We start from the raw sequence: 23,390 nt of genomic DNA, 5'->3' as shown, positions 1-23,390 counted from the left end.
GCGCGGTGTGCTTCCGGCCCGGGCACCGTCCGCGGATGTTCTACAAGCTGCACGTCCACCGCGGCCGCAGGGGCGAGCCGAAGACCTTCACCTGGAGCGACTACCGGGACTTCATCCGCATGGTGCACCTGCAACTCGGCACCCCGGTGGTGTGGGTGTGGGACAACCTCAATGTGCACCTGCAGCAGGAGCTCTTCGACTTCGAAGCGGAGCACAAGGACTGGCTGGTCATCTTCCACCTGCCGCCGTACGCGCCAGAGCTCAATCCGCAGGAAGGCATCTGGAGCCTGCTCAAGAGGGCCCTGGCCGACTTCGCCGCCGCCGACCTCACGCACCTGACCCGGGTCATCAAGCGGAAGCTGAAGAAGATCCAGTACCGGCCGCACCTGATAGCCGGCTGCTTACCGACCACTGGTCTGGGCCTCGACGGGCTGATCGATGAACCGGACATCGCCAATTCAACCTGAGTAACGGTAGTTCGTTAAATCCGGAGGTAGAGGTCAATGCCGTGTCCGGTGGTGACCGCGTCGATCAGGGCCTGGAGTTCGGAGGGCGGGTCGGTGTCCGTCCAGGATCGCCACCATCGGTTCAGGGTGGTGGCGGGGGTGAGCCATGCGCGAACCGAACGTAATGCCCTGGGCCAGCAGGGCAGTTGGGGTGGGTGGGGTTCGGTTGGCCCCCCTCTGGCCCCTCGTCGAGGTACGGGTCCGGCGCGGTGGCGTCCAGGGGTCCGGGTGGGGCGAACCACTGGTCCCAGCAGAAGGAGAAGGCGCAGTTGACCAGGGTCTGGTGGCGGCGGATGGCGCGGTCGGAGCGGACCTGGAAGTCGGCCCAGCCGAGTTCGTCCTTGATCTGTTTGTAGCTCTGCTGGATCCAGGGCCGCAGGCCGTAGAGACGGACGATCTCGGCGAGGTCGGCCGGTGGGTGGAGGCCGGTGGCGGCGTGGGGTGCGTCGGGTGGGGGAGGTTGGTGGCCAGGTACCAGGTGGCTTTCGGCGGCAGCCGGGCTGGGTCGGTGGTGGCCACGACCATGCGGCAGGGTGAGTCGGGGCCGTAGCCGCCCAGTCGGGCATCGGCGGCCCACCAGGTCTCGGTGTGTCCGTCGCGGAAGTGACGCTCCACGGGTGTCCAGTCGCCGGGACGCCTGGAATCCTTCCAGTTCAGGGCGTGTGCGGCTTCGATGGGCGTGTGCGGCTGGTCGGCCCGGCCCAGGTCCCGCGGTGCGGCTTGAGGGCCACCACGTAGGCCAGGCCCGCCTCGCGCAGTGCGAGGTACCAGGTGTCACTGATGGAGTAGGCGCAGTCGGCGACAACCGCCCGGCAGCCGAAACCCGCCGCCTTCCCGCGAGCCGCGAGGGCAGCGGACAGCTGCGGTTTCGTACGGAATGCGGGATCGGACCGGCCGCGGGCGAAGTGATGCCGGGGTATAGGGGTGCGCGTGCAGTGGGTAGTCGACGCGGCCGTCGGTCCATACCGTGGTCACTGTGACGATGCCGTTGTCGGTCTTGCCCAGCCGGCCCAGCCACTGCCGGCCCACGTTGGCCGTCGCGGTGCCGTCCTTGCGGTCCCCGGAGTCGTCGATCACGATGACCCCGCCGTCGTGCGGAGCCGTCGCCGGCTGCTCGCGCAGCAGCTCAAGGCGCCGGTCGTTGATCTGTTCGGCCTCCCACGGCGATTCGGACAGGAAGAACTGCAGCCGCTGGACGCCCGGTGTCCCCGCACCCGCCACGGGCTCCGCGCCTGCCAGGCAGGTGATCGTCTTGTTCCGCTCCGCGGCGCCGGCAGTCCCGTCAGGTACTCGCGAAAACCCCGCCGCTGGGCCAGGCTGAAGAAGAGGTCGTCGAACCGGGCCGCGTACTCCTCCAACGGCCCTGGCGCAGGCGGACACGGACGGCGAGCGGTCATCTTCAGCCCCCAGTCGAGCAGTTGACTCCTACCACCGGCCTACGACCGACCCGATCTGTCGTCAACCCACACCACCACCGAATTTAACGAACTACCGGTAATGGTTGGTGGGTGCGTCGGCCTGGTGGGCGTCGTGGGCTGTCATGGGGGCTGTGGCGGGATGGGTGCGTCTGGCTGTGTGTCTGTGGGCGGGTGTGTCTGTCTGTGCGGTGTCGGTGCCCGGCCTCCCCGTCGTCCCTCACCCGGTCGTGCCCGCCCCTCTCACCTGCACCCGTCACGCCGTCCCGTCTTCCCTCCTCTTGTTGTTACGTGTCGATGCCGGGTTGCGTGGCGGGTTTCGTTACGGGTTGGGTAGGGTGGGGCTTGCTGCTGGTGGCCCGGGGCAACTCGGTTGACCTGTAGGTGTGTTGTGTCTGTGGCTGCGCCCTGCCCGTCTTGACCGAGTCCGCCCCCGCCCGCTGCTGGTTCGTGGAGGCGGGGGCGTGGTCGTGTTCAGCGCCCGGTGGTTTGCCGGTGGGCACAGGGCCGTGCCCGGGCCGTCCCGCTTCTCGTGTCTGGAGATCCTGATGTCTGCCCACTCCGCTGTCCCCGATCTGTCCGCAGCTGAGCCCGCGGTGGAAGGGGTCGGCGGTGCCGCCGATCCGTCCGCCGCTGCGCCGATGCCGGTCGAGGAGCCGGAGGTGTTGGGGGTGACCGAGGCGCGGAACCGGCTGTATGAGCTGGTGGACGCGGCGCGGGACGAGGGGCGTATGACAGTGGTGGTCAAGCGTGACGGGAAAACGCACCGTACCTTCCGTGCGGCGCTGATTCCGGTGGGGCGGCTGGATGCCGCCTCGCGGGCGCGGTTGGTGGGGTGGCCGTCGTGGGCGCGGACGGCGGCGCGTCCGAAGCTGGGAGACCGGGTGATCGACGCGGCTGGCCGGCCGGGTGTGCCGGGTGTGCCGCAGGTGCTGCTGGACCGTACGACGCCGCTTGCGGTCCTGGTGGACGCTGCCCTGGTCCCGCCCGGCGATGCACTGGTTGCCGTTCCCGTCGGCGGCGCGCCCGCACCGCCAGCACCGGCCGCAGCGTGGGCGGACGCCGCGCATCTCCCGTCCGGCGCGTCCGCAGCGCCCCAGGCCCATGAGGCCGCTGGAAAGGGCATGCCCGCCGCCCGCCAGGTCTTCGCTGCGCCCGAGGCCTCCGCCGAACCTGCCGTCGACGTCGCGGACGCCGCGTCAGCCGGTGTGTCCGCGGCTGCCGACCCTGCCGTCCCGCCCGCTGGCGAAGGTGTTGCCGAGGCCGCGGTCGTGGCCTCGGCGGGTTCCGGTGCTGCGCCTGTACCCGCGCCGCTGGCAGCCGCCGGCCGCACCGCGGATCTGCAGGGTGCCGGACCGGACTCCGTCGGGCCCGACGCCGCCGTGGCCGGCCACGCTGCCGCTGAGGAAGCCGTCGGTGGCCGGGGCAACATCGCCGGTCGGGGTGTGGACGGTACGGCGCCGTCAGCGGGAACGGCCGAGGTCCCCCCACCGGTCCTGTCCGCGGGCGGTGGGCTGCACCGGCTGCACGGTCTGGGAGAGGTCGCCGGGCTGGCCCTGACGGAGGCGGTCGCGCCGTCGGCTGTGCCGCGGTGCGGGTTCGGTCTGCACGCCCTGGATACCGCGCTGGGGAGTCTGCCGTCGGGGGTGCTGACGGTGGTGGCGGCCGAGCCGCACGCGGGCGGCTCGCTCCTGGCCGTGCATGCTGCCCGGCACATTGCCCTCACCCGCCAACTCCCCGTGCTGTACGCGGCGTCGGGGCTGTCGCGGACGGATGTGGCGATGCGGGTGGTCGCCGGCGAGGCCGGGCTCGACTACCGGCGGCTGCGCACCGGCGCTCTCACCCCGGACGAGCAAGAGGCCGCGTCCGCGGTCCAGGCCCGGCTGGCTGCTGCCGACATGCACGTCGACGACGGCACCGGCCTGAGTGCTGAGTTGATCGCGGAGACCGCCCCCTACGTCGAGGGTCTGGCGCTGGTCGTCGTCGACCGCTTCCAGCACGCGGCTGATCCGTTCATCCCGTTGTCCGGCCCCGCGCTGCCGGAGGCGGCCCGGGTGCTGGCGCACCTGGCCCGCACCCGAAACGTGCCGGTGGTGGCCGTGCTCGACACCGCCGACCCCGACGCCCTGGCCGCGTTGGACGCCGCGCACGTCACCCTGACCCTGACCCGCACCGGCAACGACGCCCAGGTGACGGTGGCCGAACGCGACTTCGGCGAGCTGACGACCGTGGCGCTGCGCGCCGATGTCGTGTGCGCCCGCTTCACCGACGCACCCGCCCGCCCGCGGGACCCGAAGGCCGCGCACACGTTCGGCGGCGGCAAGCGCGAGAAGGCCACCGCCGGCCCGGCCGCCGAGGCCGCTCTGGGCGTCGCCCTGCAGGCCGGTCCCGCGCCGGCCGTCTCGGCGGCCGTGGGGGAGGGGTTCGCGGCCGTGGAGGCCGAACTCCTCGACGCTGCACTGCCGTTCACTTCCGGTGCCCGGAGCGGCCTGTCCGCCCGCCTGGCTGGCGCGCTTGCGGCGCTGCGCGAGGCCGCTGCCGCGCCCGCCCGGGAGGATGAACTGCCCGGGCTGCGCCAGGCCCTGGACGGCCTCGCCGCCCGCCGCCCGCCGGTGCCGGCCACACCGGAAGGGGAGCGGCTCGGCGCCGCGTTGGCCGCGTTCACTGCCACTCACCGCGATACCCCCACCAGCGCCCCGGCCCCGGCGCCGCCGCCGGTCCCTGCCACCGGCACGCCGGAGGCAGGGACCGCCCTCGTCTCCGGGTCCACCGCGGCCGCCGGAGTCTCTGATGTCGCGCCCGGTGACGCCGAGGGCGCACAGGCGGCCGACCTGGCCCGGGGTGTGGTCGAGGGGGTGGTGATGGAGGCGCCGTCGGCCTCGTTCAGCGACGACATGCCTCCGCCCGAGGACACTCCCGGCACCGGCGGCCGGAACTACACCTACTTCCTCAACAAGATCAGCGCCGCGGTCGACCAGGCTCTGGACGAGACGGGCGGCGACATCGAGGCCGCGGTCAAGATGCTGCAGAAGAAATCCGTGCCGGACTCCATGGCCCTGTTCAAACTCACCCGGGTCGGCGCCAATTACGTCCACACCGTCTATCCGCCCGCTCTGGAATTCCTCTCGAAACCCGGACAGGGCGAGGCCGACGGAATCTGGGAAGGCCGCCATAAATGGCGCAACGCCCCCCTCTATGAGGCCATCAGGAAGGGGGAGCACCACCCGCTGGACGTGGTCGGCCTGGACACCAACGCGGCCTATCTGTCCGCCTTCAAGACGCACCTCCCCATCGGCGCGCTCAAGCACGATCCCAACGGGGGCTACGACCGCCGCCGCGCCGGGATCCACCGTGTCGACCACTTCGTATGGCCCCACGCCCACCTGCCCAACCCGATCGGCAACCGTAAGGAGCCCGGCCCCTACCTACTGGACGAGGCAACCGTCCGTCTCCTGATCCGCTGCCATGAACTCAAACTCAGCGAGGCGCCCCGGATCCTGGAATCGTGGACCTCCGGCGCCTCCGAAGCACTCCTGGAGAAATTCCGCCGCGTCCTGCAACAGGCTCGTCAGACCGCGATCGAAACCGAGGACTCGGCCACCGAGGAATATGTCAAGGCCATGTACTCCCGTTTCACCTCCACGATCGGCGAATCAGGAAAGAACCGTGAGCTCCGCCGACCCGAGTGGGTCCACACCATCCGCTCCCAGGCTTTTGCCAGCCTCTGGCTGAAAGGATGGAAAGCCCATCAGGGGGGCCTTATCCTGGTCCAGGCATCCGGCGTCGACGAACTCCACGTCGCCGGGGGCGACTGGAAAACAGTCTGGGAAGAAGGCCGCAAGCCCACCCAGATGAAGGTGAAGCGCTTTTACACCCTCGGGGGGAATTAACCGATGCCGTACGACGACAGCGGCTGGAAGAATTTCGGCACCTACGGCGCGAACCGCTCCCTCGAGAACGTCCGCGGCGGAAAGGCCCTGGGCCGCGCCCTGGAAGAGGCCCTGGAACGGCAGATCATCGAGGGCGGCATCAAGTCCCCCGTCACCTCCCCCCGCGGCCTGAAGGCGCGGCTGAAGTACCTCAACAGCGACGCCGGCGTCGAGGCCATGCGGGAGGCCGGGATCACCGTCAAGTCCCGTGCGTTGAAGAACTGGTTCGCCGGCAAGCAGAAGCCCAGCGCCGCGAACCTCGAGCTGGTCGACACCGCGTACTGGAACCTGCGCACCCGGCGCATCCTGGACAACCTCGGCGCCTTCAAGCAGCACCTCAACAACCAGGGCAAGGGCACCGCGGTCGAGATCCACCCCGTCGACCAGTCCCTCGTCGACGAACACGCCCGCCGCCCCAACCTCGAAGGCGAGCAGGCGCACCGCAGCCTGCCCGCAGTGCGCTACATCTGGGACGACGCGGTCGACGCCATGGAAGCCGGCGACGAAGGCAAACTCGAGGAAATCTGGGACGACATCATCACCGAACTCGACTCCGACTGGGGCGCCTACACCTACGTCTCCTACGTCGGCCTCGGCGCCTGAGAAAGGACCCCGGACACCCATGCCACCACGCCTACTGAGCCAAAGCGCGATAGGCGTCACCTAGGCGGGCTTGTTGTCACCTGCGAGGTTGGGCGCCGGTGGGATGGATACGGACATCGACAGAGGTGTTGCACGAAGGCCTGTTCGTCTCTCTGGGCCGGGACGACGTGCGTCGGACGGAAGCCCCGGTACGTACGAGTACGTCGTAGTGGAGGACACGGTGCGGGTTGTCGCCCTCGACACCCGACGACGAGTCCTCCTTGTCGAGGACGACTTCTGCCTCCAGCAGCGGCGTGTCCTTCACCTGCCGGGCGGCGGCTGCGCAGGACAGGACCCACTCGATGCAGCCCGGCGGGAGGTGGACATTGACGACCCCCTCGTCTCCGCCAGGTCTCCCCAACCGGTCCTGGTGCTGGTTGGTTACTCTCCAGCGCTGTCGCTGTCGCCGCCTGCACCGAACCCGCCCGCCCGCGGCTGTCGTGCGGCCTTCATCAAGTCAGTGCGGTGGTGTACTCGGACACCGGACAGCATCGACACGGCGGCCCCCAGACCTGACAGAACCGCCCAGGCCGCAGCGATCCGCATGTCCCGCCGCTCGTCTCGCGACCGAGAGCGCGCCCCACCGAATCCCTGTCCCTCCCGCCATCCCAGGCTTTCCCGCCATTCGGCGGCAGCCTGCCGCCTGGCGGCCGTCTGCCGCTCCCCGCACGCGTGACGTTTCGCCAAGGACACTCCGGCGTCGTACGGTTCGCCGCACTTCCGGCACGTGAAGATGTTCACCGTGTCGCCTCCCCGCTCAGGCCCGTAACCGTAGCGAGCGCAGCCGCAGCCTAGAAAGAGGCTTTTCGCCCCTCTGTAGCGTGCCCGTTGTCTGCCCGGCGGCCGGGCTGGGGCGGAAGCAGTTATGCGGCGGCTGCGCGGCTGGGGGCGTGCGCGACCAGCGGCACACTGCGGACACGATCATGATCGGCGAGACCATGCTAATCGCCGTGGCCTCCGAGACCCTGCGCTACTCCACTCTGGCCACCACCCTCAACCTCTACGGCTGCCTACTCAATTACGCCGCCCACGAAACCGTCGCAGCCGTCGCCAGAGCGCGACGATGGAAAGTCCCGATCGACCGGTACCTGACCGCCCTGCCCTCCATCCTGGACACATGACGTCCAGTGACCCCGCCCCGGCACACGCGCAGCCATCGATCACGAAGGTGACGCGGCACGACATCTTCAGCTATCTGCGCGGGATATCGAGCCCCTGGTGGGGGAAACTGGACGAGGTCACGTTCCTGGAGGACCTCTACGACCTGGACCGACCTGCGTCCGAGAACGGCTGGCTCCCGACTGTCCGCGCCGACATCCAGCAGCACCGGATTAACAACTACGACCTGGACGACGACTGGATCTTCGAGGACACTCGGTTGGAGCTCTCCGACGGGCCGGACGAGGTGCTGCTGGCCTTCCTGGCACGAATGGTCCATCCCGAGGTTGCGGCCAGCGTCGAGGAGGCGATGAAGCAGGTCGAGGAGCTGAACCGGCTGCTGGCACCGGACGGGTGGGGCCTGCGTTCCTACGAGTTCCTCTCCGGCCGCCCGATCTACACGCCGGTCCGGCTTCCGCCCGCGGGCCCGTTGGTCCCGCTGCCGCTGAACGACGACGACACGGGCAAGCTCGACCTGGTCCTCGGGCAGACCTACAGCCTTCTGGACTGTGCCGGCGAGGAGACCGCATGCGACCTGCTGCGTACAGCTGTCCTGACCCTGCGCCGCGACGGCGGCTTCTTTAACCCCGCGCCTTGTGACGGTTGGACGGCGGACACCTACGAGGCGGTCCTGACCGTGGAGCGCGAGCTCCTGCCCACCTGTGCCCCGGAGACGAAGGAGGCGATCTGGCGGACACTGGAGACTTTGCTCAGCCAGCTCGGACGCACCGATGTCCAGGGCCTCGTGGTCGAAGGCGATACCCGGCCGCTGCCCCACATCCCGCCGGACTGGCGGGCCCAAGCCACCGCACCCGCCACCCCCATCGTTCGCGGTCTCCGCCTCCCCTTCACCACCACCGAGTTCGACGTCACCCGCGGGGACTTCGCCGACCTGGAGATCCGTGCCTCGCAGGACAGCAGTGGGTTCCACTACCTCTACGACACCCGCGCACGCCGGATGATCACCGAATTCGTCCTCGACGACCGGCCCCAGGTGGCCACACTGTGCAGCGTCACCATCATCAAGAAGGGCAGCACCTTCACGCCGAGGATCAAGCTGTGGAAGAAGGACAAGAAGAAGGTCGGGGACGTCTCCGCCACACAGACACTGCCCGAGAGCGGGGCCACCCGGGCCGTCAAGGCGCTCGTCGACACTGGGGATGTCCACGAGAACTTCTGGAAGGTCATCAACTTCCTCCAGGGCTGCGCCGGGCTGAGCACGCCCGGCGGCTCCCTCCAACTCGTGGCCGGTGACGAGGCCCAGCTGACCCAGCTGCTGACCGGCCAGGACCGGACGATGGTTCTCGGCGCGGTCAGGACCGCGATCGGCGGCGGGCTCACCGAGGAGGACATCCGGTTGATCAGCAACCGCAGAGAGCAGCTCAAGAGGTTCGAGCGGCTGCTGAACGATCCGGACTACTTCCAGCAGGAGGAGAGCCTTGCGACGACGCGCGGGGCGGAGGCGGTCTGGCAGGCCTTCTTCGAGGCGAACCAGTGGATCTTCGGCTACGGGCTCAACCTCATCGCCTGTGAATCCATCGGCGACGGCAAACTGGAACGCATCACCACCGGTGCCGACATCTTCGGCGGAGCCGGGAAGCGCATCGACGCCATCATGCGTTCCAAGGGCCTGATCAGCAGCATGCTCTTCTGCGAGATCAAGACCCACGACACGGAGTTGCTCGCCAAGACCCCGTACCGCGCGGGCGTTTACCAGGCATCGAAAGAACTGGGCGGCGGCGTGGCGCAGGTGCAGAAGACGGTGAGCAAGGCCCAGCAGCTCATTTCCCGCGAGTTCCTCACCCACATCTGCGACGACGACGGCACCCCGACCGGCGTCGAACTGTCTACCACCCGACCCCGGCAGGTCGTGGTGATCGGAAGCCTGCGCGAGTTCACCCACAACGGCCGTGTGAACCCGGAGAAGATCAACTCCTTCGAGCTGTACCGGACATCGATCCAGGACGTCGAGATCATCACGTTCGACGAGCTCTACCAGCGGGCGTGCTTCATCGTCGAAGATCGCTAAGACTCCCATCCACCGGTCTGGGTGGCCTGCGAGTGTGCCCAGTAAAGAGCTGCCGCTACCAGCGCATGCCGAGTGCGTCGAGTTCCGTGCGCCGACGGCCGCACCGAGGCCTTCAGGTGCAGCATGTTCTCCAGCATCCAGGCCTGCGCGGGAAGCAGGGCGTCCCAGCCCAGCCGCTGGTGGCCCCGGCCTTGGGACCGGGACCACCAGGTCGGCGGACGCGGGATCAGTGGGTGCGCCGGTTCAGCGCTGCTGGATCCACCAGATGATCCACCCGGTCCCGCTCGCGCCCACGGCACCTGCGGAGCCGCGGAGGATGCCGTATCCCGCCGTACGGGCGAGGGCGCGCAGGCGACGGCGGCGGCCGCTGTCCAGCAGCTGCCGCAGCCGTGTCCGGATCTCGGACCAGATGTGGCGCAGCTTGCCGTTGCCCTGGTGATGCCGGGTCGACGGCGGCTGGTCAGTGCCCTTAGGCTCGTTGGACATGCTGATGGTGCCTCCTTGGGGAGTGACTGTCGGGTTGTTCACCGGGCGGCTCCCTGCTGGAACAGGGGGCCGTCGCCCGTTTCGGGGCGGCGGCCTGCGCCGCGCCCGGCCCGTGTGTGCCGGGCCGGGAGTCGTGGGGCCGGGGGCCGTAGTGCCCCGGCGGTGCTCATCGCGGAATCGCGGCCCCCGAGAGCGCGGGGACACGGGCGCCGATCCGCAGCGCGGTACGGGCGACGCCCGAAGGAGTCCAGGTGGCCTCTGCCGCCTCGCGCTCCGTCTTGTTGACGTTCAGGTCGAACGGCGCGGCGAGAGCCCAGCGGACATGCGTGCTCTGCCCGAGGACGGAGAAGCCGTCCAACTGCTGCTCGGAGAGGAACTCGTACAGCAGGCGCTTCTTCTTCAGCTCCTCGATGCCGCGCCCGACCGTGGACGGGGAGACCCCGTACCAGAGCGCGTACTCCCTGGCCTTGTGCAGGGCGAAGGACGGGCTGCGCTGGCTCATGAGGATGAGCAGCATCGTCTTCGCCGGCATCGACAGCTTCCGGTAGTAGTGCTGCTCCCAGTACTCGAAGGGCACCTTGAAGTAGGTGCTCTTGCGGGAACCCTCCTTGTCGCCCGACGGCAGCGTGTACGGGTCGCCGGAGCCGTCCTCGAGCAACTTGGTGATCTTCGTCATCCGGCCGTACGGCTCGGTGCTGATCAGCTTCAGTTCCTTGAGCTTGTGCAGGTGCCGGGAGACTGCGGCGCTCGCTGTGCCGTTGGTGGCGAAGGAGATCCCCGCGGCGCGGCCCCAGGTCTCGGACCGGTGAGCGACGCCCCAGTCGGCGCGCGCGGTGACGCAGTGGATCAGGAGGAACAGGTCCAGCCGCTCGTTACTGCGCAGCATCTTGGAGAACGGGCCGGGCCGCGTGACCAGGCGGAGGCCTGGATCGGCGTCCTGGACGAAGGCACGCCGGATGAGGACGGCACGGCCGGTGCGCTTGGATTGCTCCAGCAGCATCCGTATCGTGTCGTCCTGGCTCACGGCCATGTCCCGCTTGAGCACGGTCAGTTCGGTGTTCACGGAGTCCATGTTCACCGATCGGTCGTACGAAGCGGGTGTCGAATTCCGGTGCGGCCGCTTGGCCGCATCCCGTTCAGACCGGGCTATCGGAAGACATGGGATACCAGATGACCCCAGTAGGAAGCCATTGGTCCTCGTAGCCGCAGGCAGGCGCGTACTTGGCGCCTGGAACCTTTAACGCTTCAGATGGTGATCTTTGATGTTCTGGAGCTTAACTCTTGGATAGTTCACGCCGTGACTCCGTACCTGGGAGAACACGGGCGGCGAGTCCGGTTCGAGCCGGTCGCTGGTGACGTCTCTTCCCGTGGCTGTCAGCGGCCTCCACGGTCCGTACGACTGCGCCTGTCCCGAACCCGACAGCATGAGACCCCGGGCCTGAAGAAAGGGCCCGGGGTCCGGCGTGGTGGGGAGGGTGCAGTCATGGAAAGGGCTCAGTAGGCATCCCGTTCGGAGGGCGGTCCGTACTGCCCGATGATGTCGCAGGTGCAGGCGTCGCCCTCGTACACCGTCTTGTCGCACTCGTCATGGTGGTGCCGTACCGACGGCCGCTTCGTCGGAGCGACCGATGCGGGTGGGGCGGGAGGCTGGTCGGCGCTGGATCGGGCGGCGGCCCTGAGCTCGTTGTCCACGACGGCGGAGGCGATCTCATCCTTGCGCCACTGCTCGGGGGAGTTGTGGCGTACCAGGCCGCCCACGTAGGCCATGCGCAGCAGTTCGGCCTTGGTGTGCTTGCGCATCAGCTCGTGTGAACGACTGCGCGTACCACCACGCCGAGCGGCATCACCGGTGCGCAACAATCAGCCACGCACGAGACGTTGTGAGGCAGTCATGGAGGCACAGTGGGCGTAGGCGCCACCAATCTCGGAGTGGTGTTCATCCATGGGCTCTTCTCGTCCGAGGAGACATGGGATCCGCTCGCCGGGCTTCTCGAATCCGATGAGGAGCTGGCGCATGTCGCGGTGAGACGGTTTGGGTACGCAACACCCAAGTTCCGTTTCAGACCCGACCGCCGTACTCCTGACTACAACGACCTCGCAGAACGGCTGAAGGCGTTCTTGCACTACGAGGCGGCCGGGCACGACCGCCTGTTCCTGGTTGCCCACAGCCAGGGCGGGCTGATCGTTCAGCGCTACCTCGCGCGGATGATCCACAGCGGGCAAGGGCAGCAACTCGCCAAGATCCGAGGCGTCGTCCTGTTTGCCTGTCCCAACAGCGGCTCCGACTTCGCGCTGCCGCTTCGTAGCGCGTGGTGGTCGAAGAATCCCCAAGTGCGCGCGCTGGGACCGCTCAACCCTGAGGTGAGGGACGCCCAGCAAACGGTCATTGACCAGATCGTCTATGCCCGGGAAGTGGGAGCTTCCTCGTGCCCCATCCCGTTCTGGGTCTTCGGGGGAGAGGAGGACAAAGTCGTCGTTCGCGCCTCCGCGCAGGGAAACTTTCCCAAGGTCTTCATGCTTCCCGGAGATCACTCCAGCATCATCCAGGCCAAGACGCACGAGCACCCTGCCTACGTCGCTCTTCGCACCCATCTGCTGGAAGTTGAGCAGACGGATCCGGAGGATCCAGGCGCCCCCGCTTCGATTTCCTCCGCGCCCGCGGCCCAGGCTGCGCCGTGGGGCGACAGCGCGAAGGCCGCGCGGATCTTGGACGTACTGCCTCCATACGCTGACTGGCTCAAAGCGCTGCGCACCCAGGATTTCTTCATGGTCAGCGGCCGAGTCAACAGACTCTTCCACGAAGCCGCTGACGTCCTCAGCAACGACCCCCTCCACTTCATCGACCCCGCGTTGCGCGATGCCGCAACCACGTGCAGCACAGCCACCACGGACCTGAGCGAAGCAATGACCGACCTTCTCTTCGCCGACCGTGTTGATGCCAAGGCGTTCGAAAATCTGCCGACCCGGGAGAGAGAAGACGCCTGGACATTCGTTCTCGGCGAGCACCAGCCTGGTGAGAGCGAGCTGCGACTGCACACGCTGCGCGATGCCTTCTTCGAGACCTACGACGCCCTGGTGCGCCTCCTCAACGAGCGCCTGCTCGCACCAGCAGGAACAACATCTCCGCCCAGCAGCACGAGCACGCCGGCGACCGTTGCCGACCCACCGGCAGTACCCAACACCGCCGGCCCGCAGCCGCGTGTGGGCCAGGGCCTGCCCCGCTACGAACGCGAGCTGCGGGAAGCGTACGACCAGCTCCGGTCAGCAGGAATCGGGACGCCGGACTCCGACGCGTACCTCTCCGGCGCCACCGCTGTGCAGCACTTCGCGGCCGCCGAGGAACCCAGCCCCGGCTGGGTGCTCAGTCTGAGAAACGGCCGGGCCGTAGCCGTAAGTGAACCCCTCTGGAGTGCCCTTGTAAGGGCAGGACGTCCAGCGGCGGACAGCGACCCCCTCAACGCCGTCGGATACCCCACCGCCCCAGGGACCGAGCCCACAGTGCTCGGCCCAGACATACAGCGCGTCGCCCTCGAAGGCGGAAGCTGGGGTAGGGGCTGGCTGGTCCGCTTCGACAACGGCTGGCGGTGGGAACCCCAAGTAGATCTGGGCTTCAACCAAACACGCTCCGCCACCAACTGGACCGCTACCCAGCCCGCACCCCAACTGCGGCTGCGCGCGGTAATCACGCTGCCCTGGGACACCGCTGAGGAACTGGAAGTCACCCCAGCGCGTCGCCGCGACCTCAAGACCAAACTCCCTTTCAGTCGCCTCGCCGGTGCGGTGACCACGCTGTCGCTCAGGAGAGGCGCGGATCTACGCGCCGCGAACTGGGACCTGGGGCCGAACCGCAACGCCAACGACTCCATCAGCTATTCGGCAACCATCGCTTCCACGGACGGACGGCCGGCCCTGACCGGGGCGGTCATGGCCGCTCTGCCTGGCGCCCTGCAATCGTCGACCGTGACCTGTGCCGAGGTCACGATCCAGGAAGCCGCCGCCTGGGCTGCCGTTCTCCCAACGGGTGCGTCGACCAAGCTCTCCCTCAAGGAGGTAGCGTCCGTCTTGCTGGCAGCCTGGGAGACAGCGGCCGAAGTCCTGCCGACGGCTATCTGTGATGCCACGACGATGCGGTGGGCTGGCCCACCCACCGTGGAGCTGCGGATGAGCGCCGAGGGGCCACACGATCAGCCCCGGGCCAACCTCGACACCTTGATCGATCTCGGCGAGGTCGGCCCGACTGACCGCAACTCGCTGTCCGAGATGGCAGTGACGATCACTGTGTCTCCGATGGTCGAGGACACCGAGCGCCGACAGGTGCTCCGGCGTGCTCTCGTGCGCATGCTCCGGCGCTTCGGATATTTCGAGGCCGACGAGCATCTCCTCACGTGAGGTACGGATACCTGCCTTCGTGAACAGCACGGGAGGGCACATGGCGGCAACCGCGAACTGCTCTGACGGGCCGAGGCGTTAGGCCCGTCAGAGCGAGCCGGATCAGGCGCTGTAAGGTGGCTGACCTGCTGTTCTGGTCGAAATCTGCGTATAGGTGACCGGCCGGAGCGCGTTGGAGGCCTTCGAGTGGACGTCGTCGGCGGGATGAGCGTCGTACGGCGCTGACCGCGTCCGCGGGCTCGTCGCAACTCGGGTCCCGGTCCGGGGGTTCGTCCGCCGTACGGCGCCGTGCTCCCGGAGCCGGGGAAAGCGCGGGTCCCGGGACGTCGTGGAACGGGTCCGGCCTGCTGCTTGTCACCCGCCGCGCCCACGTACCGCGCCGCGGCGAGGCCGTATGACGGTGTCGTCCGCTGCGCTTCGGCGGAGCGGACGTCGAGGTGACCCGTCGGCCGTACGGTAGGCGACCCCCACCTGGCCCCTGACGGGCCGTCGGGTGAGATCGTGCAGGTCGCAGCCGGTCGGATCGGAAAGACCGTCAACTCGCGTGCTGCGCCCGCTCGGAGGGGCGTACCCTTTTGTCATCGTCGCCGCCGAGGGCGGCCTGTTGCGCAGCCGGTGGACACCGCGGTATCCACCGGCAAGACCTGAGTACGCCGCCTGCACGTCACGGGGCGGGTACCCGGATCCGCCTGCGGGTCACCGAAGCGACGCCGGGTCAGCTCAGCGACGGACCGCGGTCCTCACCGGGCGGGCACGGGTGCGTTGCGCTCCGATGGCGCTCTGCTCGCGTACGCCGGTCACCGGCCGCGAGCCCGCCTCGCGCCGGCCCATTCGATTGAGGCCCTGTGAGCACCATCGACATCCCTGACGAGCACGACGACATCGACGGTATCGAGGTCATCGACATCCGTTCCGGCGACCGCTCGACGCCGTTCGTGCACCGCGTCGAGCCGGTCAGCAAGACCACCAAGGCGATCAAGTTCCTCGAGAGCCACCCCGACGTCCGGATCTCCGCCGCCGCCGTCCGCCGGATCGCGTTCGGGGCGGTCGAGCCCGGACTCCTCGACGGCGCCCGCCTGGAGCGCCACCGTGTGGAGACCGGCTGGCTGAGCGTCATCACCTACCGCGCGTACACGCTGCTGCTGTCCCCCGCGATCGAGAACGACCGGCTCCTGGACGAGGCCCACTACGCGGCCGACCCGGACACCAGCGCCAACCTGCGGGTCCTGTCCATGCCCACCGCGCACGACACCGACGCCACCCTCGTCTACGCCGACGCCATGGACGACCTCCTCGCCGCCATCGACCGGGCGTCCAAGGGCGTGAGGAAGAACAACCCGCAGGAAGTCGGCCGGCGCATCGTGGAGCGGCCGCTGACGGCCGTCCCCGCCACCTTCCTCAACCCCGGACGCCACCCCGACGACGACCTGAGCCTCGTCGACGGCAACAGCCGCTGGGCGTCCTGCACCGCCGACATCACGGTCCCGGCCAGCTCGATCCGCCCCACCAACGCCAAGGACCCCGACAGTCTGCTTCCGTCCCACCTCATGCGGCTTCCCCTCACCGAGCGGCGGGATCTCGTCCGGGAGATCGTCAAGAACGCCCACCGCGACATCAACGGCGCCACCGGCACGAGCAGGGCGGCCCGTGCCAAGCGCGACCAGGCCGCCAGGCTCCTCAACGCGATGACCGTCCCGGTGCAGGTCATCGTCGGCTACACCGACGACAACCCGTCCATGGGCATGGGACGCTTCCCCGTCGCGGTCCGCTCGCTGCTGATGCGCATGAACGTCGGGGTGAAGCAGTTCGATCCGTCCTCGAAGAACGGTGTCACCGCCGAGGAGATCGTCACCGCCCTGTTCGACTCCGGGGAGCTCGGCGACGACGCCCAGGCCGTGCGGGACGTCCTCCTCGGCCGCGCCGATGTCACCGACGCTATGAAGTCCCTCGGCCTCAACCCCGCCTTCCGCGACCTGCGGTTCACGTTCGTCGTCCAGCAGCTCACCCGCAAGGAACCCCGGCTGAACGCGGTCATGGCCGCGAAGCTCGACAAGCGCCGCCTGCAGGTCACCCACCGCAGCGGTCCGATCGTCGAACTCGGCCTGCGCTCCTACTCCAGCCTCGCCAAGGAGAAGCTGGCGCCTGTGCGCACCGCGCTGGACACCGGCTGTCTGTGGCAGGCCCTCGCCGACCACGAGTGGTCCGTCGAGAACATCGACAACGACCAGGCCGTGGACGACCTCCTGGAGCGCGCCGACAACGGCGACGTCCCCGCCCGGCTGCTCCTCGGCGTGCTCGCCATGGTCACCCTCGTCACCAGCGGCTACCTCCTCGCGCCCGGCGGCTCCGCCGAGCAGATCGTCGGCAACATCAAGGTCATGCGCGCCGGCGTCGGCACGGTCATCAAGACCGTCCTCGACACGAAGGAGGGCCGGCAGGTGCTCGCCGACGCGATCAAGCGGATCCGGGCCGGCCTGGAGCCGAGGTGGTGGGCCGACGGCCTCGTCGAGCAGGACGGCTGGAAGGGCAGCGACTTCAACGCCCACCTGCGCCTCGCCGCCAACCACGGGTTCGCCCCCGAGGGCTACCAGAACGATCCCACCGCCACCGAACTGGAGGACAAGGCCCTCACGGCCTTCCAGACGTCCCTCACCGCGGCCGGCGCCGACCTCGACGACCTGATCGCCCTGCGCAAGATGAACGGCACCACCACCGAACTCTCCTGGACCGTCGTGGAGCCGTCCTTCAAGCAGCTCAGCTTCATGGGCAACGACCTTGCCCGCATCGCCGAGAGTGAGCCGCGCTGATGACCGACACCACCTGGGCCGGCGTCGTCGTCATCACCGACGAGCGGTACGCCATGCTCGCCCGGCTCGCGGGCCAGTGGCTCGTCGAACCGCAGCCCGAGCCGATCCCCATCGGCGAGGACCCCGGGTACGAGGACAAGGCCATCTACATCGCGGTCAACCGCAACGGCAACGCCTGCTACTGCGGAAAGACCGCCCCCACCCGGGCCCTGAACCGGGGAGCCGCGGCGACCAGGCTCGGCCAGCACACCAACCGCAGCACGTCGAAGCGGGACGAGTGGGTCGAGTACTGGGTGATCCCGCTGCGAGCCGCCACCCCCGGCCACGTCGTCTCCACCCTGGAGAAAACCGTGGCCGCACGCCTCGGCATCCCGCTCGTGCACCGGACGCGCATCCCGCGCCGACGCACCTGACCCCCGGCCGGCCGAAACCACGGCCGGCACCGGAAACACACTAAGGGCCCCCGGCACCGGAAGGACGGTGCCGGGGGCCCACCCGCTCCGGGGCCAACGGCCCCGGTCCCGCACCCGAGAGACAGGGTCCCGAAAGGGACCTGGCCTTACCCCGCACACTGCCCCCGACAGGGGGCATGCCCCCGCCGGCCAACGGCCAGCCTTTCCCGATCGAAGTGCTGCTCCCCGTCCGCCCTTGCCGCGGCTGCGCACCAACCTGACCACCAGGGCACTGGGCGCCGCCTGAGGGGCTTTCACAAATTCACACACTTTCACGCACGCGCTCATGCAGCAGCGGGCGGCCGTACGGCGACGACCGTCGCCCGGTCGGCTCCGGACGAGGCCCTACGGCGTCCGCTGCGCCCCGGTGCCCAGGCCGTGGTGATGAGCAGCAGCGTGCCGCGGTCGTACGCCGCCCGCCTCTCCTCCGTACGGCGGGCGGGTGTCGGCGGCCAGCGCGCGGGGGAGGAGCGGCAGGATCGGGCGGGTGGCTATAGCGGATCCGCCATAGCCGGCCCGGGGTGGTGGCCAGCGGGCTACGGTGCTGCGGTGAACGACGAGGTGGGGGCGCCGGCCAGCGCGAGCACGCTGCCGGAGGTCGACGACGTCCTGGCGGCGGCTCTTGAGGCTCAGGGCGAGGCGGGCGTACGGGCGTTGGGGCTGCTGCGGGATGCGCACCGGGTGCTGACCGGGGAGGGGTTCGTACGGCCGGCGGAGGTGGCCGCGGCGTGTGTGCGCTCCGCGGCGGACGCGCTGCTGAGCCTGCCCGGCGCCCCGGTCACGGCGGGCCTGAAGTCCGCGGCGAAGGACCTGCTGGCCGCGGTGGACGCCCTCCCGTCGCCTGTTGCCGCCGAGGATTCCCCGTCCGGCGAGCCGGCCGCCGGGGCCGCCAACTCCAGCTCCGGGGGCCCGGTGGGCGCGGGGTGGGAGCGGGTGTCGGCAGCGGCCGAGGTGCTGCGCGGCGAGCTGGAACGCCCGGGTGGCTTCCACCGGGCGCGAGCCCGCGGCATCGTCGAGCGGCTGACCGGGGTCACGCTCGGCGCGGCGCAGGAGACGGCGCTGGACGTGTGGGGAGCGGTCTACGGGGTGGCCTCGGGCATCCTGCACGGCAGCGCCGCCGGCCCCGGCGAGGCCGTCCAGCTGTACGCCGATCTCCTCGGTGCGGCCCGCCAGTTGCTGGTGCCGCTCCCGGACCGGGCGGCCCACGTCCTCGAGCTCGCCGCTCTCCAGGCCCCGGGCGAGGCCGAGGCCGCCGAGCTCGCCCGCTGGTCGGACCCGCGCGCCACCGACTACTTCTTCCGCTGTGGCCCGGCGCCGGCGTGGCTGAACGTGCTGCAGGAGCACGCGCCGCACCTGCTGGTGCCGGACGGGGCGGCTGGCGGACGGTGGCCGGCCGCCCCGTTCCTCGACCACGTCGCCGGCGCCGACCCGGATGCCGCCCGGGCGTGGCTGGCCGCACCTGCCGGCGAGGGCGCCGCCGCGGTCGCCCGCGCGCAACAGGTCGCCGCGGCCGGCCGGTTGGCCCTGGACGGGCTGCTGGGCCTGGCCGTACGCCACCGGGACGTCGTCGACGCAGGCCAGCTGCGCGCCGTCCTCGCCGACCCCGGCGTACGGGACGGCGGGGGCCCGGCGGTGGGGGCGACGCTGCGCCTGGCAGCGAGGTGGGCGCGAGCGGTCCCGCGCACCGAGCGGACGCGCGCGTGGATCCTCGTGGTGGAGGGGCTGCTGGCCGGCGCGGTCGACGACGAGCACGCCGGCCACCTGTCCCTGCGGGCCGTCGCCGAGCGCGCGGCCGCCGCCGAAGCCCAGGCCAAGAAGGCTCTGGCCGCCGGGGACGTCGCCGCGGCGGAAGCGGTGGTCGCGGCCGCGGTGGCCGGCGAGGAGGAGGCGCGGGAGCTGATCGCCAAGGAGACGGCCGCGCGTCTGCCCGGTCACGAGGCCGCGGCGCTGCTGCGCGAACTCGCGTGCACCGCCTACCCGGCCGGCCGCGCCGCCGGCGCGCACCCGAACATCACGGTGATCCGGGCCGTGCTGGCCAGCCTGCTCGCCCGCGACATCGCGCTGCTGCCCGAGGCCTCCCGACCGCTCGTCTTCGGCGGCGACCTCGACCTGGTGCACGCCGGTGATCCGGCCGCGTACGGCGGGCCGAGGCTGGCGCGCACCGTGCTCGACCTCGCCGCGGCGGACGCGGACGCCGGCCTGCACCTGGCCGAGCGCACCCGCCCGCTGACCCGGGTGGCCCCGGTCGACGGCCGGCTGCACGACCGGCTGCTCGCCGCCCATCTCGCCGCCCGTCCGCCCGCCGGCGGATTGGCCGAACAGGAGTGGTGGGAGCAGGCCGTCGTGCTGGTCCCGCGCCTGCTGGCCGCCGAGCCCGCGCCGGAGCCCGCCCGCCTCCTCGACCTCGTGCTCGGCACCTGCCCGCCCGAGCGCGCCGTGCAGCTGGAGGCGGACGTTCGTATAGCGCTCGGCACCGCGCCGTCGGCCGCCCAGGTGGCCGAGGTCCTGCCCGCCGACGCCGAGCAGGACGACGGTCTCGCCGAGCCGCTCGCCTCGTGGCTGCGGGTGTGGGACTGGTCGCCCGTCCTGCCCGCGCGGCTGCTGGCCGACTGGGAGCCGGTGCTTGAGGCGGCGCGCCGCCTCAAGCCCGCCGGCCCGTCCGACCCGCGTACCGCGCCTGTGCTGGAGCCGCACAAGGCCGCCACAGTGCTGGACGCCGAGGACCTGGCCGAGGTGGCCACCGGGCACGGTCCGGTGGCGGCCGCCGCCGCTCTGGCCACAGCCGACGACACCGGCGCCGACGGCTACGCGATGGTCCTGCACCGCCTCATCGCCACCGACCCGGCCGCCTGGACCGCCGACGTGCCCGCCGTCCTGGCCGCACTGCAGCTGCCGGAGCTCGGCGCGTTCTACCTCGCCGCGGCCGCCGTCCTCGCCGACCGCCCCGGCGCACTCCCCGGCTCTGCGCTCGCGGACGCCGTCACCGCGGCGCTCGACGTACGCCGCCGCCTCGACGAGACGACCTCCGCCACCGACACCGCGGCCGCCGACGACCGGAGCACCGCGGTGTTCTTCGCCGACCAGGCCCTGTTCGACCTGATCACCACCGTGTGGCGCACCGACACCGCCCTCGCCGACGACCAGGAGAAGGCCGTCCTGGCCCACCTGCACGCCCTGGCGGCCCCTCTGGCCCGCCAGGACACCCCCACCGACGGTCCCGGCCCGGCAGGCGGCGGTGGAGTGGACGCGGCGCTGCTGGGGTCGGATCCGGGAGTGCGGGCGCTGGGGTGCCTGCTCGAGTACGCCGTCCACCGGGCCCGCACGCAAGGGGAGATGCCCGCCGACGTCCTTCAGACGGTGGCCAGCGCGCTCGCCGCGCGCGGGGACCAGGACGCGGTGGCCACCGCGATCGGGGTGCGCCTGCCCGCCCTGCACCGGCACGCCCCCGCCTCCGCCACCGACCACCGCACCGCGCTGTACGGTCTCGCCCCCGGCCGTCCCTCGCCGGCCGACTCCTGGCTGCGCTGGGGACCGTACGACCGCCAGGTCCTCGCGGCCCTGGAGCGTGCCGAGCTCCTCGCCGCGCTGCGCGACGCCGACCCCGGTCCGGCGCCCGGCGCCGCCGCCCACACGGCGGTCGTGCTCCTGGCCGACCCCGCCTTCCTGGGCGATCCGGCCGTCTTGTGGGCCGAGTTGGCCACAGGCACCGGGGGAGCGGACGCGGCCTGCCTGCTGCTGGCCGCCATCGCCTCCCGGACTCCGCGCACCGACGGCCCCGCCTGGCCCGATGCCGCCGAACGGCTGGCCGCGGCGGCCGACCTGTGGCGCGCCGCGCTCGCGGCTGGCCTGCCGTCCGGCGCCCTCGCCGGCGCGGGCTACTTCGCGGACACCGGCCTCGACGAGGACCTGTGGCTGTCCCTGACGCGGGCGAGCGCCGAGCACACCCCGGCCCTGACGGACGCCGACCTCGTCGCCGAACGCGCCGCCCGCCACCCCGACAGCGAGGACGCACTCCTCCTGGCCGCACAGTTGGTCACCCACCCCGCCGAGACCGGGCAGGACGCGGCCGTACGACGCCATGCCCGCGCCCTGCTGGACGCCGCCGCTGCCCGGCCCGCACACGAACACCCCGCCGTGCTACGGGCGTTGAGGGAAGCACTGGTCAACTCCGGAGACATCGATGCCGTCCAGGCCTGAACCGGCGTTCGACGGCGCCGAGCAGCTGCTCACGCGAGCCCGGCGGCCGACGCACTGCCGGGTCTGCCGTGACCGGCGCGGTGGTTCAGGAGGTCCTCCAGGGCGAGGCCTGTCTCGTCCGCGACCTGGACCTGCCCGGCCAGCGGCGGCCGCGCCCTCCCCGACCCCGTCAGAGGAGCCGAGGTCAGCTCCACCCACACCACCGCCAGCCGCTCCGACAGCAACACCCGCGCCCACCGGCCCAGTTCAGCCCTGCGCACCCGCAGCGCCTCCAGCTTCTCGGCCAGCCGCGCCAGATGCCGGCACGCCGCGCACACCCGCCGCCCGTCGTGCTCGAGCAGCGGCAGCTGGCCAACGGCCCCGCACCCCTCACACCTCCGCCCGCCGCTGCGCCGCGGCGGCCAGCTGGCGGCCGGTGGCCGCGGTGGGGACGGACTCGGCGACGGCGTACAGGTCGAACGTCTCCGGCTTCCCCCGCCAGTTGAAGTCCCGGACGCGGGCACGGACGGGACCGCCGGGACGCCGGGGCGGGTCGGCGTCGGCCAGCCGGGTCCGGGTGACCAGCCCGGCCGGAACGTCGCTCCAGCGCTCGTACCGCCGGACCTCAGCCGCCGTGACCGCCGCACCGTTCCCGCCCGCAGCAGCGGCACCCCCCGCCGCCCGCTCCTCACCCGTCCCGCTCGTACCGTCGACTACGGCGGCTGCTGAATTCGTGGCGCTCAATTCCCCAATTCCTTTCCGTGCCCTATCCTGTTACGGGTTGCCTTTCTCTCCCCGCAACTCCGTTACGTGTTACGTGTCCTTTCCGGAACCCGTAACAAACCTCTAATGGGATTCCCTCGGGACTGACGCTCCCTCAATTCAAACGGAATCCATTTCTGACGCCATGTAACCCGTAACAGAATACGTACCAATTCCATAGAGGTCTAGTCCACTCGGAACCAAGCATGGGCGCTTAATCTGATGTACCGTCAGACAGCAACGATGCGGGACCAGTTGCCAACCTCCCCTCGTTGCTGCCATACTGTAACCACAACGGACCGGGTCCGGGAAGCCCGGAGGGCGCCCCGGACCCACCCGGACCAGAGACACAAACCCCCTCAAACCAGAGGCATTAAGCCTCTGACCAGGGAAAATAGAAGATCAGCCCGCTACCCAGACCGGGAGCCACACCCCGCCGGCACAGTGACCCACCCGAGGCCGGCACCCGAGACCACGGGACAAAGACAACAGAGAGTAACGTTCAACTCTCAACGTCTTCAAGGGGGTTGCGGAGCAACCCAACATCATTCCGTCGCGAAGTGACGGCGCGTCATGTCTCCGGACAGGAAGCCGACCTCGCCGGCGCCGCCGGTCCAGCCGCGGTGCAGTCGGCCGCCG

Annotated in this window: 16 protein-coding genes and 1 pseudogene; 9 read left to right on the top strand and 8 right to left on the bottom strand. The window is 70.4% G+C overall.

Going from position 1 to position 23,390, the window contains the following annotated elements; all coding sequences use genetic code 11:
• Window positions 1–467 (top strand): transposase (locus ABZ855_RS46930; RefSeq protein ID WP_360819770.1); only part of this gene is annotated, 467 nt, incomplete at its 5' end.
• A 121-nt stretch (window positions 468–588) separates the two neighbouring features.
• Here the strand turns inward: ABZ855_RS46930 and ABZ855_RS46925 are convergent.
• Window positions 589–1,083, bottom strand: a complete 495-nt coding sequence (locus tag ABZ855_RS46925; RefSeq protein WP_360819767.1) for a hypothetical protein — start codon at window positions 1,081–1,083, stop codon at window positions 589–591.
• A gap of 76 nt (window positions 1,084–1,159) precedes the next feature.
• A pseudogene (locus ABZ855_RS46920) lies at window positions 1,160–1,727 on the bottom strand (transposase).
• A 742-nt stretch (window positions 1,728–2,469) separates the two neighbouring features.
• Here ABZ855_RS46920 and ABZ855_RS46915 point away from each other — a divergent pair.
• Both ABZ855_RS46915 and ABZ855_RS46910 read left to right on the top strand, forming a co-directional pair.
• Window positions 2,470–5,811, top strand: coding sequence for a DnaB-like helicase C-terminal domain-containing protein (locus ABZ855_RS46915; protein WP_360819764.1), 3,342 nt, complete (start codon window positions 2,470–2,472; stop codon window positions 5,809–5,811).
• Between the two features lie 3 nt (window positions 5,812–5,814).
• The gene (locus tag ABZ855_RS46910) at window positions 5,815–6,453 is read left to right on the top strand and encodes a hypothetical protein (RefSeq protein WP_360819761.1); all 639 of its coding nucleotides are present in this window, start codon (window positions 5,815–5,817) and stop codon (window positions 6,451–6,453) included.
• A 76-nt stretch (window positions 6,454–6,529) separates the two neighbouring features.
• Here the strand turns inward: ABZ855_RS46910 and ABZ855_RS46905 are convergent, their stop codons facing one another.
• Window positions 6,530–6,853: a hypothetical protein gene (locus ABZ855_RS46905; RefSeq protein WP_360819758.1), complete on the bottom strand. Its 324-nt coding sequence runs from the start codon at window positions 6,851–6,853 to the stop codon at window positions 6,530–6,532.
• Between the two features lie 589 nt (window positions 6,854–7,442).
• On the opposite strand from ABZ855_RS46905, the gene ABZ855_RS46900 reads away from it, so the two are divergent.
• Together ABZ855_RS46900 and ABZ855_RS46895 are read left to right on the top strand one after the other, a co-directional pair.
• On the top strand, window positions 7,443–7,613 hold the full coding sequence (locus ABZ855_RS46900) for a hypothetical protein (protein ID WP_360819755.1): 171 nt from the start codon (window positions 7,443–7,445) through the stop codon (window positions 7,611–7,613).
• Window positions 7,610–9,679: a Shedu anti-phage system protein SduA domain-containing protein gene (locus ABZ855_RS46895; protein ID WP_360819752.1), complete on the top strand. Its 2,070-nt coding sequence runs from the start codon at window positions 7,610–7,612 to the stop codon at window positions 9,677–9,679. The genes ABZ855_RS46900 and ABZ855_RS46895 overlap by 4 nt, the downstream gene beginning before the upstream one ends.
• Before the next feature lie 243 nt (window positions 9,680–9,922).
• Here the strand turns inward: ABZ855_RS46895 and ABZ855_RS46890 are convergent, their stop codons facing one another.
• From ABZ855_RS46890 to ABZ855_RS46880, 3 genes are all read right to left on the bottom strand, one after another.
• On the bottom strand, window positions 9,923–10,165 hold the full coding sequence (locus ABZ855_RS46890; protein WP_360819749.1) for a hypothetical protein: 243 nt from the start codon (window positions 10,163–10,165) through the stop codon (window positions 9,923–9,925).
• Between the two features lie 166 nt (window positions 10,166–10,331).
• A complete protein-coding gene (locus ABZ855_RS46885; RefSeq protein WP_360819746.1) occupies window positions 10,332–11,243 on the bottom strand; it encodes a hypothetical protein in 912 nt (303 codons plus the stop codon).
• Window positions 11,244–11,659: 416 nt separating this feature from the next.
• Window positions 11,660–11,965 carry a hypothetical protein gene (locus ABZ855_RS46880; RefSeq protein ID WP_360819743.1) on the bottom strand — a complete coding sequence of 102 codons (306 nt, stop codon included), beginning with the start codon at window positions 11,963–11,965 and terminating at the stop codon, window positions 11,660–11,662.
• Between the two features lie 102 nt (window positions 11,966–12,067).
• On the opposite strand from ABZ855_RS46880, the gene ABZ855_RS46875 reads away from it, so the two are divergent.
• The 4 genes from ABZ855_RS46875 (at window position 12,068) to ABZ855_RS46860 (ending at window position 22,010) form a co-directional block, all read left to right on the top strand.
• Window positions 12,068–14,554 carry an alpha/beta fold hydrolase gene (locus tag ABZ855_RS46875; RefSeq protein ID WP_360819741.1) on the top strand — a complete coding sequence of 829 codons (2,487 nt, stop codon included), beginning with the start codon at window positions 12,068–12,070 and terminating at the stop codon, window positions 14,552–14,554.
• An 845-nt stretch (window positions 14,555–15,399) separates the two neighbouring features.
• Window positions 15,400–17,361 carry a hypothetical protein gene (locus tag ABZ855_RS46870; protein ID WP_360819738.1) on the top strand — a complete coding sequence of 654 codons (1,962 nt, stop codon included), beginning with the start codon at window positions 15,400–15,402 and terminating at the stop codon, window positions 17,359–17,361.
• On the top strand, window positions 17,361–17,774 hold the full coding sequence (locus ABZ855_RS46865; protein ID WP_360819735.1) for a hypothetical protein: 414 nt from the start codon (window positions 17,361–17,363) through the stop codon (window positions 17,772–17,774). Before ABZ855_RS46870 ends, ABZ855_RS46865 begins: the two co-directional genes overlap by 1 nt.
• Before the next feature lie 423 nt (window positions 17,775–18,197).
• Window positions 18,198–22,010: a hypothetical protein gene (locus ABZ855_RS46860; RefSeq protein WP_360819732.1), complete on the top strand. Its 3,813-nt coding sequence runs from the start codon at window positions 18,198–18,200 to the stop codon at window positions 22,008–22,010.
• Between the two features lie 29 nt (window positions 22,011–22,039).
• Here ABZ855_RS46860 and ABZ855_RS46855 read toward each other — a convergent pair whose 3' ends face one another.
• Both ABZ855_RS46855 and ABZ855_RS46850 read right to left on the bottom strand, forming a co-directional pair.
• A complete protein-coding gene (locus ABZ855_RS46855; RefSeq protein WP_360819729.1) occupies window positions 22,040–22,327 on the bottom strand; it encodes a hypothetical protein in 288 nt (95 codons plus the stop codon).
• A gap of 52 nt (window positions 22,328–22,379) precedes the next feature.
• Window positions 22,380–22,733, bottom strand: coding sequence for a hypothetical protein (locus ABZ855_RS46850; RefSeq protein ID WP_360819726.1), 354 nt, complete (start codon window positions 22,731–22,733; stop codon window positions 22,380–22,382).
• Window positions 22,734–23,390: the final 657 nt, after the last annotated feature.

The sequence above is a fragment of the Streptomyces sp. NPDC047042 genome, assembly GCF_040644035.1.
Lineage (GTDB): Bacteria > Actinomycetota > Actinomycetes > Streptomycetales > Streptomycetaceae > Streptomyces.
The sequence above is the reverse complement of the archived record's forward strand: the minus strand, read 5'-3'. Positions and strand labels throughout refer to the sequence as shown.